A 14,003-nucleotide genomic window follows, 5' to 3' on the forward strand; every position below is an offset into this window, starting at 1 on the left:
CGCTTGACGGGCATCCATGCCCGTCACCTCCCTCCGCAAGGCCTGCGTTCGGCCTCCTGAAGTCGCGAAGATCAAGATCAAGATCAAGATCAAGAGCAAGGGCAAGAGCAAGAGCAAGATCAAGAGCAGTTAGGGGGACTGCGCTGACCTTGGTCATTCCCATGCACAACCTTTTCACCTATTGTCGATCATCCCTTCCTCAACGATTGGCAAATCCATGCAGAAAGTCATCGTCATCACCGGCGGCAGCCGCGGCATCGGCGCCGCCACGGCGCTGCTGGCCGCCCGCCAGGGCTACCGCATCTGCATCAACTACCACGCCGACGACCAGGCCGCCGAAAGCATCCTCAGCCAGGTCCGCGCCCTGGGCGCCGTAGCCATCGCCGTGCGCGCCGACGCCAGCGTCGAAGATGAAATCATCCAGCTGTTCCAGCACGTCGACGAAGAACTCGGCCCGGTCACCGCACTGGTCAACAACGCCGGCACCATCGGCCAGCAGAGCCGCGTCGAAGACATGTCCGAGTTCCGCCTGCTCAAGGTCATGAAAACCAACGTCGTGGGCCCCATGCTCTGCGCCAAGCACGCCCTGCTGCGCATGGCACGCCGGCATGGCGGGCAGGGCGGGGCCATCGTCAACGTATCGTCGGTGGCCGCGCGCCTGGGCTCGCCCAACGAATATGTCGACTATGCCGCCTCCAAAGGCGCGCTCGATACCTTCACCATCGGCCTGGCCAAGGAGGTAGCCGGCGAGGGCGTGCGGGTGAATGCCGTGCGTCCGGGCTACATACACACCGGTTTCCATGCGCTGTCCGGTGACCCCGACCGGGTCAGCAAGCTCGAGCCCGGTTTGCCCATGGGCCGTGGTGGGCGCCCCGAGGAAGTGGCCGAGGCCATTCTCTGGTTGCTCTCGGACAAAGCGTCCTATTCCACCGGGAGCTTCGTCGACCTGGGTGGCGGGCGCTGAACGCGCCCGTCAATCTTCCAGCAATGCGCGTACCCGCTCGGCCAGTACGCCAAGCTCGAATGGCTTGGTCAGCACCAGCGTGCCTTGCAGCAACTGGCCGCCACCGAGCGCGGCGCTTTCGTCATAGCCGGTGATGAACAGCACCTTGAGCTCCGGGTAGCGCTCGCGGCAACGTTCGGCCACCTGGCGGCCATTCAGGCCGCCGGGCAGGCCGATATCACTCAGCAACAAGTCTGGCCGTTCGCCGTTTTGCAGGTGGGCGAGGGCGGCTGGGCCGTTCTCGAAGGCATCGACCAGGTAGCCCAGCTCTTCCAGCACTTCGCAGACCACCAGGCGCAGGGCTGTCTGGTCCTCGATCAGCAGGATGCGCTGCGCAGCTGTGCTGCTATTTTCCAGCAAGGTGCGCCGGGGCTTGGCGGCAGAGGCTGCAGGTTGCTCATGGTGGCGGGGAAGCAGCAGTTCAATGCGTGTACCCTCGCCAAGCACCGACAGCACACGCAGTTGCCCACCCGACTGGCGCACGAAACCATAGGTCATCGACAAACCCAGGCCAGTGCCCTGGCCCATGGGTTTGGTGGTGAAGAACGGGTCAACCGCGCGCTCCGCTACCTCCGCCGACATGCCACGGCCGTTGTCTACGATGCTTAGCCGTAGGTACTCGCCGGCAGGCAGTTCCAGCGCCAGGGCCTGTTCATCGTCAAGCTGCAAGTTGTCGCCGATGATGTCGATCACACCGCCTTCAGGCATGGCATCGCGGGCGTTGATGCACACGTTGAGCAGGGCGCTTTCCAGTTGTGGCGGGTCGATAAACGTCGGCCAAAGCGGGTTGGCGAACTGGCTGGTCAGGGTGATGGCCGGGCCGATGGTGCGACGCAACAGCTCTTCCATACCGGTCACCAGCGTGGCCACTTGGGTAGAGCAAGGTTGCAGGGTCTGCTGGCGGGAGAAGGCCAACAGCCGGTGCACCAGCGAAGAGGCCCGCTGTGCCGAGCCGCTGGACAGTTCCAGCAACGGCTCCAATGCGTCGAAACGCGATTGGTCGAGGCGCTGGCGCATCAGCTCTTGGGCGCCCAGGATGCCGCCCAGCAGGTTGTTGAAGTCATGGGCGATACCACCACTGAGCTGGCCCACGGCTTCCATTTTCTGGGCTTGGCGCAGGGCTTCCTCGGTCTTGGCCAGGCGCTCCTGCTCTAGCACCCGTTCGCTGATGTCGTAGGCAAACAGGAAGGCACCCTGTATTTCGCCTTCATGGTCGCGCAAGGCATTGAAGCGCAGCTCGTAGTGGCGGCGCGTGGGCGCCTGGCCAAAAGCGCCGATCTCAGTGAACTGCTCGCCCGCCAGGGCGCGCTGCCACATGGGCAGGATTGGCGTCTGGTCAGCGCTGCCATCGTCGAATAGCCCTGGCAGGTAATCGCCGACTTCCGGTGTTATCCCATACAGCAGCTGGAAGTCGTGCCTGGCCTGGCGATTGACGGCCAGCCAGCGCATGTCCTTGCCGACCACGTGTACGTTGACCACGCTGTGATCGACCAGCTCGGCAAACAGCCTGCGCTCTGCCAGTGCGGCACTCACCCGTTGTTCGAGTTCTGCATTCAGGCGCTGCAGGGCCAACTCTGCCCGCCGGCGTTCGGTGACGTCCTTGAACAACACGGCTACCTGGCGTTTCTCGGCAGGCTCTACGCGGAAGGTCGTCACCGACAGCACGTGGCCGGTGGCGACCAGTTCCTGCTCGAAATGCAGGGGCTCGCCCGTGCGCAGTACCGCACCATAGCGGGCCACCCAACCGTCAGCCTCGTCGGGCACCATTTCCCGCAGTTTCTGCCCGACCACGTTGGGGATACCGGCGTGCTTGGCATAGGCCGCGTTCGCCAGTACGTGCACATAGTCACTGAGCGGGCCGTGCGGGCCATCGAAGAACTCGATGATGCAGAAACCTTCGTCCATGGTGTCGAACAACGAACGGTAGAAGTTCTGATCGTGGTCTTTCAGGCTGGCGAGCTGTGCCTCCAATAGCGCGTTTTGCCGCTGCAAGGCTTCGACTTGTTGACGCAGTGAGAGCTGGTCGCGGGATGGCATGCCGACGTCCGACAGTAAAGGAAGCCCAGACTTTAACGTGTTCACCTACAGGCGGATAGCCGGTTAGCCTGGGGGTGGGGAAATGCCCAGCAAGTGCTCTACCCGTTGGCCCAGGCTCTGCAGGTCGAACGGTTTTGGCAGCACCTCGGTGCGCCTGTCGGGCCGGCTATTGGGTGGGATGTCGGCAGTGTCATAGCCGGTAATCAGCAACACCGGGGCATTCGCCACAAGGCCCTGAAACGCCTCTGCCAGTTGATAGCCGTCGATGCCCCCGGGCAGGCCGACATCGCTGATCAGCAAGTCGGGTGCAGGGCCTTGGTGCAGTGCTTCAAGTGCCGGGCGGCCTCGTTCGAACGCCTGTACCTGGTAGCCCAGTTCCGTCAGCACTTCGACCATCACCAGGCGCAGGGCGGGTTGGTCCTCCACCAGCATGATCCGTTGCATAGGTGGCGCAGCAACGGTTGCTGTGGCTGGCTCCGGCTGGCTGCTGGCGCTGACGTTTTCGTCCTGGGGAAAGTACAGGTGGATGCACGTGCCTTGCCCGGCCACGCTGTCGATATTCAGCTGCCCGCCAGACTGCCGTACAAAGCCATACACCATCGACAACCCCAGGCCGGTACCTTGGCCCAGTGGTTTGGTGGTGAAGAATGGTCCAAGGGCACGCTGGCGCACTGCGCTGGACATGCCCATGCCGGTATCGGCGACACGAATGTGCAAATACCGCCCCCTGGGCAGATCCAGATGTGTGGCCTCGGCCTCGGTCAGGTCGGTGTTTTCACTCGCGATGCTGAGGGTGCCGCCCAAGGGCATGGCGTCACGGGCATTGATGCACAGGTTGAGCAGGGCACTTTCCAGCTGCTGGGGGTCGATGCGGATCGGCCATTGCCCAGCCTGCGTCTGGTCGTGGAAGTTGATATGCGGGCCGGTTGAACTGCCGATCAGGTCGTGCATGCCTGCCACCAGGCACTGCACATCGACGGGTTGCGGCAACAGTGTCTGCTGGCGGGAGAAGGCCAGTAGGCGCTGTACCAGCGCGGAGGCGCGCAGTGCATTGTTGCGGCTCAGCTCAAGTAGCCGAGCGGTGTCGGCAAGGCGCTGCTGGCCCAGGCGTTGCTCGGCCAATTCCAGCGCGCCAAGCAGGCTGCCCAGCAGATTGTTGAAGTCGTGGGCGATACCACCGGTCAACTGGCCGACCGCTTCCATTTTCTGCGACTGGCGCAGGGCCTCTTCGGCTTGCTGCAGGCGCTGCTGCTCGGCCATGCGTTCGGTAATGTCATAAGCAAACATGTACCCGCCCTGTATCCGCTGCTGCGCATCGCGCAGCGGGTGGTAGCGGATCTCGTAATGGCGTGGTGCGTCAGCTGGCCCGAGGGTGATGGTATCGATGAAGGCTTCGCCGGCCAGTACTCGCGGCCACACCGGGGCCAGGCGGCTCATGATATCGGGCTGGTTGACCAGGAACTGTGGCACGTAATCGCCGATCTGCGGCACGAAACCACGGTAGCGCTCGAAGGTTTCGCGGGCCATGCGGTTGATGGCCACCAGGCGCATCTTGCGGTCGGCGGCGAACACGTTGGCCAGGCTGTTGTCGAGTAGCTCGCCCAGCAGTTTGATGTGCGCCTGCGCGGTGCCTTCACGCTCGGCCAGGCGTGCTTCCAGCTCAGCGACACGTGCCTGCAGCAGTGCAACGGAGGGAAGTGAATCTGGCTGCATGGCGAGGGCCCGGTGAGCGGATCGAGCAACTATAGTCGCCTCCCGGGCCATCAGCCATCAGAACGAGCGGATGATACGCCCGAGGGTTTCCATGGCCCGTTCGGCGCCGTCATGCCAGGGGCTGCCGTAGTTCAGGCGAATGCAGTTGCCGAAGCGCCGGGTGGGCGAGAAGATCGGCCCGGGTGCGATGCTGATGCCTTGGGCCAGGGCCATGTGGAACAGCTTGAGGGCGTCCATTTGTTCGGGCAGCTCCAGCCACAGGAAGTAACCGCCGGAGGGCTGGCTGACCCGCGTTTGCGCCGGGAAGTGGCGGGCGATGGCCGCCAGCATGTTGGCTTGCTGACCTTCCAGCGCGTAGCGCAGCTTGCGCAGGTGGCGGTCATAGCCGCCGTGCTGCAGGTAGTCGGCGATAGCCGCCTGGGCCGGCATCGAGGCACACAGCGAGGTCATCAGCTTGAGCCGTTCGATCTTCTGCGCGAAGCGCCCGGCCGCCACCCAGCCAATGCGGTAACCCGGTGCCAGGCTTTTGGCGAACGAGCCGCAATGCATCACCAGGCCTTGGGTGTCGAAGGCCTTGGCTGGCTTGGGCGCTTGCTGCGCGTAGTACAGCTCGGCGTACACGTCGTCTTCAATCAACGGCACTTGATGCCGCGCCAGCAGTTCCACCAGGGCCTGCTTTTTCGCCTCTGGCATGCTTGCGCCTACCGGGTTCTGGAAGTTGGTCATGCACCACACGGCTTTTACCGGGTGCTTTTCCAGGGTTTGCGCCAGTACCCCAAGGTCCATGCCTTCGCGCGGGTGCACGGGAATTTCCACGGCCTTGAGCTTGAGCCGCTCCAGTACTTGCAGGCAGGCATAGAACGCAGGCGCCTCGATGGCCACCAGGTCGCCGGGCTGGGTGACCGCCTGCAGGCACAGGTTCAGGGCCTCCAGCGCGCCGTTGGTGATCAGCAACTCTTCCATCGGCAGCATCAGCCCGCCGACCATGTAGCGCAGGGCAATCTGCCGGCGCAGCTGTGGGTTGCCGGGCGACAGGTCGGTCACCACCATGCGCGGGTCCATGCTGCGGCTGGCGCTGGCCAGCGAGCGCGACAGGCGTTGCAGCGGGAACAGCTCGGGGCTGGGGAAGGCCGAGCCGAACGGTATGGTGTTGGGGTCCTTGATTGAATCGAGGATCGAAAACACCAGCGCGCTGACGTCGACATCCGTGGACTCGCTGACCGGCTGCAACGCCTGCGGCTCGCTGAACTGGCGTGGGGCGTGGGCGTTGACGAAGTAACCCGAACGCGGCCGGGCGCGGATCAGCCCGCGCCGCTCCAGCAGGTAATAGGCCTGGAACACGGTGGACGGGCTCACCCCGTGGGTCTGGCTGGCGTAGCGCACCGAAGGCACGCGCTGGCCGGGGCCAAGCACCCCGGAGCGGATCAGTTCGGCAATGTCGTCGGCGAAGCGTTCGTAGCGTTTCATTCTGGCCTTCTGTCGAAGCCTGGCAGGCAAGGTGGAGTCAGTGTAAGGGATCAGCGATTCATCGGCGCGACGAAGCGGCTGTGGGCCACGCTGCGGATGGTGGGGTCGTCGCGCTCGCTGATCTCGAAGCTCAGCGTCTGCGAGCTGCTGGCTGGGCGCTCGGCCAGCATTGCCACCGAAACTGGCAGTTCGCTCATTTCGCCTGCGGGGATGACCAGTGCAGTGTTGCCCTGCAGCGTGAAACCTTCGGCGTCCAGCAGGCGCAGCTCATAGTGCCGGGTACGTTCTGTCTTGTTGATGACCTTGAGCAGGTAGATGTTCTCGATCTGGCCCTGGGCATTTTCGCGGAACAGGCCGCGGTCCTTGATCACGTCCAGCGACACCATTGGGCGCAACTGCAGGGCCACCACCAGCGCTGCGATCATCACCACCAGCGCAACGGCGTAACCCAGCAGGCGCGGGCGCAGCCAGTGGGTAGTACCGCCCTGCAGGCTGTGTTCGGACTTGTAGCCGATCAGCCCACGGGCGTAGCCCATCTTGTCCATTACCCCGTCGCAGGCGTCGATGCAGGCCGCGCAGCCGATGCAGGCCATTTGCAAGCCTTCGCGAATATCGATACCGGTAGGGCATACCTGCACGCACAGCGTACAGTCGATGCAGTCGCCCAGGCCCTGCGCGCGGGCATCGCTGCCTTTTTTGCGCGGGCCACGGGCTTCACCGCGGCGCGAGTCATAGGCGACCGCCAGGGTGTCCTTGTCGAACATCACGCTCTGGAAGCGCGCATAGGGGCACATGTGCAGGCACACCGCCTCGCGCAGCAGGCCGGCATTGATGTAGGTGGCGGCGGTGAAGAACAGTACCCAGAACAACGCCACGCCGCCCAGTTGCAAGGAGAACAGCTCTGCCGCCAGCGGGCGGATGGGGGTGAAGTAACCGACAAAGGTCAGCCCGGTGACCACGCCGATGACCAGCCACAGGCTGTGCTTGAGCGTGCGGCGGGCCAGTTTGTTCAGGCTCCAGGGCGCGGCGGCCAGCTTGATGCGCTGGTTGCGGTCACCCTCGGTAACCTTTTCGCACCACATGTACAGCCAGGTCCAGGTACTCTGCGGACAGCTGTAGCCACACCACACGCGGCCGGCATACACGGTAATGGCGAACAGGCCAAAGGCGCAGATGATCAGCAATGCCGACAGCAGGATGAAATCCTGTGGCCAGAAGGTGGCGCCAAAGATGTGGAATTTGCTATTGCCCAGGTCCCACAGCACGGCCTGACGGCCGTTCCAGTTCAGCCAGGCGGTGCCGAAGAACAGCACAAACAATGCGCCAGCGAAGCCGATGCGCAGGTTGCGGTACAGCCCGGTGAAGCTGCGGGTATGGATGCCGCTGTCGGTGCGTCGCGGTTGAGTGCTGGCTGGGGCGGCGGTGATCTCTGTGAAAGGGATTCTATCGTTCATGGTTCGGTGCTCATCAGGCCTCGATCAGGCATGAGCACTATGGCCCTGAGGCTGTTATCAGCACAGGCTCAGATTTTGCGATAAAAACCATATCAGATTTTCAGCCTGGCCCCGCCAGGCCTCAGATTACCGAGCCTGGCACGCTGGCCTTCAGATGCCTGCGGCTATCCACCGCACCCGCCACGGTCAGCGCATCGGCCTCGGCTTCGGTGATGGGCACGCGTTGGCCGGCGAGCAGGGCCACCGACATGCGCAGTTGCTCGTCGGTGATGATTTCGATGTCCGGGCCTTCGCCCTCGATGCGCAGGTCCTCGCCGATCAAGGTGCAGCGGCGGGTGGCTTCGTCGATTTCAACTGGCATGGGGTGGTCCTCCTGGGGCGGTTACAGGGTGGACCGCAGTGAAGGGCAGGTTGCTGCATCGGCAGGCTGAGCGGCACTTTCCGCTGTGTATGGTGGTCAGTTTTTGTAGATGGCAGGCCCGGCCTCTTCGCGGGTAAACCCGCTCCCACAGGTACGGCACAACATTCGAAACCTGTGGTAATCCTGTGGGAGCGGGTTTACCCGCGAAGAGGCCAGGCCTGGCAACACAATACCCAGCATGGGAACAAGGCAATGGACCTCATCTGGCAAACGATCCAGGCCGAATTCGCCGACATCGCCGACCAGCGCGAAGTGGTACAAGTGCTTGTGCGATTGCTGATGGCCGCCATCCTGGGTGCGGTACTGGGCTTCGAGCGCGAACACAAAGGCAAATCCGCCGGGGTGCGCACCCACATGCTGGTTTCGCTGGGTGCCGCGCTGTTCGTACTGGCACCCAGCATGGCTGGCGCTGATGAACAGGCGCTAAGCCGGGTGATCCAGGGTATTGTCGCCGGTATCGGCTTTCTCGGTGCAGGCACCATTCTCAAGGGTAACGGCCAGGACACCAGCCATGTGAAAGGCTTGACCACCGCCGCCGGGTTATGGATGACCGCCGCCATCGGCACGGCAGCTGGCATGGGCCGCGAAGCCACGGCGTTGATCAGCACGGTGCTGGCCCTGCTGGTGCTGGGCACGATGCCATTGCTGGTGGATAAGGTCGAAGGGCAGGATGAGGGGAAGCAGGAGGAGGAAGAGGGCAGGAAGCACTGAGGGGAGCCTAAGCTCCCCTCAAAGCGTTGTTGCCTGCTCTTTTTTTATTATTGAAGACTGGCCTTTTGTTGTTTTTGTAGGCCTGCCTTGGTGTTGCGGGCGACCCCCATGCGGGGTCAAGAGCAAACGTATTTTTTTGAGCGCTGACCTGCCTTCATCATTGCTGATCCGAACCTGGCTGCTGCTACCTTGAGGTAGTTTTATTGTTCTGTGCCAGACCGCGGGGCGTACCCCTGAAAAGCGTGTCGACTCCAAAAAAATCTGCTTGCTACGCCTCTGCCGTGTTGTTCTTGTTATGTCAGAGCCGCTACCTGTTGTTTTTATTAGGTGTCACATTCTTTTGTTGTTGTACCAGAGATATAGCAGGGTGCGTGCCAACTTTTGCAAACACTTTAAAATCAGGCGCTTAGCGAATTTTGTCGAAACCGCATGGCCTGAAATTCTGCCGATTTGTTTCCCTGTTACCCGATTTTTTGCTGCGAAACGTGGGGGCGGTAACACTTCGCCCACACGTATGTGACACCCGTATGACTTATTGCGCGCTGCGTGCGCGTGCAACCCGCGACCCGTTGTCGCGGCCCAGCACGCTACTGATACGCTGGCCGGCGGCAATCAGCCGGCCCAGGTCGATGCCGGTTTCAATGCCCAGCCCCTGCAGCAGGTACACCACGTCTTCCGTGGCGATATTGCCGGTAGCCCCCTTGGCGTAAGGGCAGCCGCCCAGCCCGGCCACTGAGCTGTCGAACACGCTGATGCCTTCGAGCAGGCTGGCATAGACGTTGGCCAGTGCCTGGCCATAGGTGTCGTGGAAGTGTCCGGCCAGCTGCTCGCGCGGTACCTGTGCCGAGACCACCTCGAACAGGCGCCGGGTATCGCCGGCGGTGCCGGTGCCGATGGTGTCGCCCAGCGAAACCTCGTAGCAGCCCATGTCGTGCAGGGCGCGGGCCACGGGGGCTACTTGCTCGGCGCTGACCTTGCCTTCATAGGGGCAGCCGAGCACGCATGACACATAGCCACGCACGCGCACACCTTGGTTGCGGGCGGCTTCCATGATCGGTTCGAAGCGCTTGAGGCTGTCGCTGATCGAGCAGTTGATGTTGCGCTGCGAGAACGCTTCGGAGGCGGCCGCGAACACGGCGACTTCCTTCACCCCCGCAGCCAGGGCGTCTTCAAAGCCGCGCAGGTTCGGCGCCAGCGCTGCATAGGTAACACCGGGGCGCTGCTGGATGCCGGCGAACACCTCGGCGGAACCGGCCATCTGCGGTACCCACTTGGGCGAGACGAAGCTGCCCACTTCTATGTAGGCCAGGCCCGCTTCGGTAAGGTCGTCAACCAGGCGCACCTTGTCGGCGACGCTGATGGGCTGGGCTTCGTTCTGCAGGCCGTCGCGGGGGCCTACTTCGACCAGGCGGACGTGTTTGGGCAAGGACATGGCGGGTTTCCTGTGGCGTTCAGCGGTTGTCATTGTTGTTCAGGGTGGCGGCCAGGGCCTGTTCGCAGCGTTCCTGGGCGGTGTCCAGTTCCAGTTGCATCTGGTGAATGTCGAGCATCTGCTGCTCCAGCTGCGCGCGCCGTTCGGCGATTTTCGCCAGCATGCTGTGGAGCTGCTTGAGGTTGCCGCTGGTGGGATCGTACAGCTCGATCAGCTCGCGGCATTCGGCCAGGGAAAAGCCGATGCGTTTGCCACGCAGGATGAGCTTGAGGCTGACCTTGTCGCGCGCCGAGTAGATACGTTCCAGGCCGCGGCGCTCAGGGCTCAGCAGGCCCTGTTCCTCGTAGAAGCGGATGGCGCGGGTGGTGATGTCCAGCTCGCGGGACAGGTCGGAGATGCTGTAGGTCTGGGTGCTCATGCTGGGGCTCGGCGTGGGGTATGCGGGTATCCTGAGGGTAGGTTGACGTTTACGTCAAGCAGGGGGCTGAAGATGTGTGTTGCCGGTGCTGGCCTCTTCGCGGGTGAACCCGCTCCTACAAGGGTGGCGCCGGCCTGGGGCTTGCGCAGCCCCTTGTAGGAGCGGGTTTACCCGCGAAGAGGCCCGCACAGGCAACCGCAAATCAGTCAGGCTGCACCGCCCGCCGATAGCCATTGGGCGTCTGCCCACTCAACCGCTTGAACCACCGCGCAAAATACGTCGGGTCGGTAAACCCCAGGCTATCCGACAACTGCCCAATGCTCATCCGCGTGTAAACCAGACTCCGCCGCGCCTCCAGCAACAGCCGCTGGTGCACCACCTGCAGCGCCGTCTGCCCACTCAACGCCCGGCACAGCTGGTTCAGTTGCAGGCTCGGAACATTCAACCGCGCGGCAAAATCCTCTACCGACAGGTGCTCACGGTAATGCGCCTCGACCAGGCGCAAATACTGCCCCAGCAACTGGCGGTCACGTTCATCGCGGTTGCGCGGCGCCTGTCCCAATTGCTGGCGGCGGCTGATCCACACCATCAGCGCCGTTACCAGCGCCTCCAGCAGCGCCGCCCGTGCCGGGGCGTTGCCCTGGTACTCCTGCTGCAAGGTGTCGATCAGGCTACGCAGGTGCACACGGTCCTTGCCCAGTGGGTAACACGCCGGTTTCGCCAGCACACTCAGCGGCGCGCCCAGGCGCTGCTCCAGGTTCGCCACCAGTGCAGGACCAAAGGTCAGCACATGCCCCTGGATGTCAGCGCTGAAGCGAAAGCCATGCACTGTCATTGGCGGCACCACCTGGATCGCCGCTTCGCCGATGGCACTGCGCACCCCCTCGATTTCCACCTGGGCCTGGCCGCGCTGCACGTACAGCAGCTGGAACAGCTCGGCATGCTGGTGCGGCTTGATCTCCCAGTGGTGCAAGCGGCTACGGGCCGGGATCGACTCGCAGTGCAGCAGGTCGGTGCCGGGCCAGGCCTGGTTTTCGCCATACAGCTTGAACAATGGCACGCCGGGGAGGGTGGATTTCATGTGGGTTGGCCTGTCCGTTAATCGAACGATATTTGTAAAAGTGCAGTTTTTGCATGGGATAGCACACTTCAGCGGCGGTTTTTGCCAGTAAAAATGCAAGGGCAAACCCTAACAGCAGATGCCGCCCCACTGCCAGTCCAGGGCCGGTATCGTCCGAACAGAGACAACAACAATGAAAACTCAGGTTGCAATTATTGGTGCAGGTCCGTCTGGCCTTCTGCTGGGCCAACTGCTGTACAAAGCCGGTATCGACACGGTCATCGTCGAGCGGCAAACGGCCGAGTACGTGCTGGGCCGCATCCGTGCCGGGGTGCTGGAACAAGGTACGGTCGACCTGCTGCGCGAAGCCGGCGTGGCCGAGCGCATGGACCGTGAAGGCCTGGTGCACGAAGGGGTCGAGTTGCTGGTCGGCGGGCGTCGCCAGCGCCTGGACCTCAAGGCCCTGACCGGCGGCAAGACGGTCATGGTGTACGGCCAGACCGAAGTCACCCGTGACCTGATGCAGGCACGTGAAGCCAGTGGCGCGCCGATCATCTATTCGGCCAGCAACGTGCAGCCGCATGAACTGAAAGGCGAGAAGCCCTACCTGACTTTCGAGAAAGATGGCCAGGTGCATCGGCTGGACTGCGACTACATCGCCGGTTGCGACGGTTTCCATGGTGTCTCGCGGCAGAGCATCCCCGAAGGTGTGCTGAAGCAGTACGAGCGGGTCTATCCGTTCGGTTGGTTGGGCCTGTTGTCAGATACGCCGCCGGTCAACCACGAACTGATCTATGCCCACCACGAGCGTGGTTTCGCGCTGTGCAGCCAACGCTCGCAAACGCGCAGCCGCTACTACCTGCAGGTACCTTTGCAGGACCGCGTCGAGGAATGGTCAGACGAGCGTTTCTGGGATGAACTTAAAGCCCGTTTGCCCGCCGACGTGGCGGCCGACCTGGTGACGGGCCCAGCCCTGGAAAAAAGCATCGCGCCGCTGCGCAGCCTGGTGGTCGAGCCGATGCAGTATGGCCACTTGTTCCTGGTTGGCGACGCCGCGCACATCGTCCCGCCTACCGGCGCCAAGGGGTTGAACCTGGCAGCATCGGACGTCAACTATCTGTACCGAATCCTGGTCAAGGTTTACCGCGAAGGGCGGACCGACCTGCTGCCGCAGTACTCGCCGCTGGCCCTGCGTCGGGTATGGAAAGGCGAGCGTTTCAGCTGGTTCATGACCCAGCTGCTGCATGATTTCGGCAGCCACAAGGATGCCTGGGACCAGAAGATGCAGGAGGCCGACCGCGAGTACTTCCTCACCTCGCCAGCGGGGCTGGTAAACATTGCCGAAAACTATGTAGGCCTGCCGTTCGAAGAAGTGGCCTGACGGGCAATCACGCAATCCCTGTGGAGCGGCCTTGTGTCGCGATCGGGCCGCATGGCGGCCCCGGCTATTTATGCTGCGAAGCTGAAAACCTGGGGCCGCTATGCGGCCCGATCGCGACACAAGGCCGCTCCTACATGGACTGCGTCTGGCTCCGAATCAGCGAGCCAGCAGCGCTTCCATCTCCCGATACCCCCGCTGCCGCGCATGCTCCAGCGCGGTCACCCCATCCTTGTCGGCAATCTGCCGATCCGCCCCGGCCGCCAGCAGCCGGCGCACAATCTCCACATGCCGCGGCCCGCCATCGCCCAGAATCACCGCCTCCAGCAGCGCGGTCCAGTGCAGGCGGTTGAGGTGGTTCACGTCCACCCCGGCATCGATCAGCATTTGCACGGTCTGTACATGCCCACGCTCGGCTGCAGGAATCAGTGCCGTCCCGCCGTAACGGTTGGTGCTCTTGAGGTCGGCACCATGGCTCAGGGTCAGCCGCAAGATGTCGTTCAGGCCCCGGGCGCCGGCATACAGATAGGGGCTGTCATCCATGTTGTCCTTGGCGTTCACATCGGCACCGGCCTCGATCAGTGCCTGCGCCGCCGCAACCTGGTTGCCGTGGGTGGCCACCAGCAGGGCCGTACGCCCTTGGTCATCACGGCTTTCCAGTTGGGCACCTTGTGCCAGCAACTGTTGCAGGGTGTGCACATCATCCTGGCGGGCGGCATTGTGCAGGCGGTTGTCCATGGTGCTGGTCTCGGCGTGGGTGGCAAGGCTGGTGCACAGGGCAAACACCATCGCAGCAAGTGATAAACGCATGGGGCGGGCTCCTCAATGACTTGCCTGCATCCTAGAAAAATCGCGGCAAGGCTTGAAGTTAAGTTTGCGCATGACCCACAGTGCCCCGCTGAATAGATA

General features: G+C 63.0%; 12 protein-coding genes. 3 read left to right on the forward strand and 9 right to left on the reverse strand.

Annotated features, from left to right (window positions below; genetic code table 11):
* Nucleotides 1–217: 217 nt before the first annotated feature.
* Nucleotides 218–964 carry an SDR family oxidoreductase gene (locus tag ACIP1G_RS27255; protein ID WP_400742639.1) on the forward strand — a complete coding sequence of 249 codons (747 nt, stop codon included), beginning with the start codon at nucleotides 218–220 and terminating at the stop codon, nucleotides 962–964.
* A 9-nt stretch (nucleotides 965–973) separates the two neighbouring features.
* Here ACIP1G_RS27255 and ACIP1G_RS27260 read toward each other — a convergent pair whose 3' ends face one another.
* The 5 genes from ACIP1G_RS27260 to ACIP1G_RS27280 form a co-directional block, all read right to left on the reverse strand.
* Nucleotides 974–3,040, reverse strand: a complete 2,067-nt coding sequence (locus tag ACIP1G_RS27260) for a PAS domain-containing protein (protein ID WP_400742642.1) — start codon at nucleotides 3,038–3,040, stop codon at nucleotides 974–976.
* A 63-nt stretch (nucleotides 3,041–3,103) separates the two neighbouring features.
* Nucleotides 3,104–4,753, reverse strand: a complete 1,650-nt coding sequence (locus tag ACIP1G_RS27265) for an ATP-binding protein (protein ID WP_400742645.1) — start codon at nucleotides 4,751–4,753, stop codon at nucleotides 3,104–3,106.
* 57 nt (nucleotides 4,754–4,810) lie between these two features.
* Nucleotides 4,811–6,220 carry a GntR family transcriptional regulator MpaR gene (gene mapR / locus ACIP1G_RS27270; RefSeq protein ID WP_400742647.1) on the reverse strand — a complete coding sequence of 470 codons (1,410 nt, stop codon included), beginning with the start codon at nucleotides 6,218–6,220 and terminating at the stop codon, nucleotides 4,811–4,813.
* A gap of 50 nt (nucleotides 6,221–6,270) precedes the next feature.
* On the reverse strand, nucleotides 6,271–7,674 hold the full coding sequence (gene ccoG / locus ACIP1G_RS27275) for a cytochrome c oxidase accessory protein CcoG (RefSeq protein ID WP_400742650.1): 1,404 nt from the start codon (nucleotides 7,672–7,674) through the stop codon (nucleotides 6,271–6,273).
* 121 nt (nucleotides 7,675–7,795) lie between these two features.
* Nucleotides 7,796–8,035: a DUF3203 family protein gene (locus ACIP1G_RS27280; protein WP_400742652.1), complete on the reverse strand. Its 240-nt coding sequence runs from the start codon at nucleotides 8,033–8,035 to the stop codon at nucleotides 7,796–7,798.
* Between the two features lie 252 nt (nucleotides 8,036–8,287).
* Here ACIP1G_RS27280 and ACIP1G_RS27285 point away from each other — a divergent pair, with 252 nt between their 5' ends.
* Nucleotides 8,288–8,806 carry an MgtC/SapB family protein gene (locus ACIP1G_RS27285; protein WP_400742655.1) on the forward strand — a complete coding sequence of 173 codons (519 nt, stop codon included), beginning with the start codon at nucleotides 8,288–8,290 and terminating at the stop codon, nucleotides 8,804–8,806.
* Nucleotides 8,807–9,338: 532 nt separating this feature from the next.
* Here the strand turns inward: ACIP1G_RS27285 and ACIP1G_RS27290 are convergent.
* The 3 genes from ACIP1G_RS27290 to ACIP1G_RS27300 form a co-directional block, all read right to left on the reverse strand.
* A complete protein-coding gene (locus tag ACIP1G_RS27290; protein WP_400742657.1) occupies nucleotides 9,339–10,238 on the reverse strand; it encodes a hydroxymethylglutaryl-CoA lyase in 900 nt (299 codons plus the stop codon).
* 19 nt (nucleotides 10,239–10,257) lie between these two features.
* A complete protein-coding gene (locus ACIP1G_RS27295) occupies nucleotides 10,258–10,656 on the reverse strand; it encodes a MerR family DNA-binding transcriptional regulator (RefSeq protein ID WP_400742659.1) in 399 nt (132 codons plus the stop codon).
* 202 nt (nucleotides 10,657–10,858) lie between these two features.
* Nucleotides 10,859–11,737: a helix-turn-helix domain-containing protein gene (locus ACIP1G_RS27300; protein WP_400742662.1), complete on the reverse strand. Its 879-nt coding sequence runs from the start codon at nucleotides 11,735–11,737 to the stop codon at nucleotides 10,859–10,861.
* 172 nt (nucleotides 11,738–11,909) lie between these two features.
* Between ACIP1G_RS27300 and pobA the strand changes: the two genes are divergently transcribed.
* Nucleotides 11,910–13,097, forward strand: a complete 1,188-nt coding sequence (gene pobA, locus ACIP1G_RS27305; RefSeq protein ID WP_400742664.1) for a 4-hydroxybenzoate 3-monooxygenase — start codon at nucleotides 11,910–11,912, stop codon at nucleotides 13,095–13,097.
* Nucleotides 13,098–13,253: 156 nt separating this feature from the next.
* Here the strand turns inward: pobA and ACIP1G_RS27310 are convergent, their stop codons facing one another.
* Entirely contained in the window at nucleotides 13,254–13,904 is a 651-nt protein-coding gene (locus ACIP1G_RS27310; RefSeq protein WP_400742666.1) for an ankyrin repeat domain-containing protein, read from the reverse strand.
* Nucleotides 13,905–14,003: the final 99 nt, after the last annotated feature.

This window comes from Pseudomonas sp. NPDC089392 (genome assembly GCF_044749595.1).
Taxonomy (GTDB): Bacteria; Pseudomonadota; Gammaproteobacteria; order Pseudomonadales; family Pseudomonadaceae; genus Aquipseudomonas.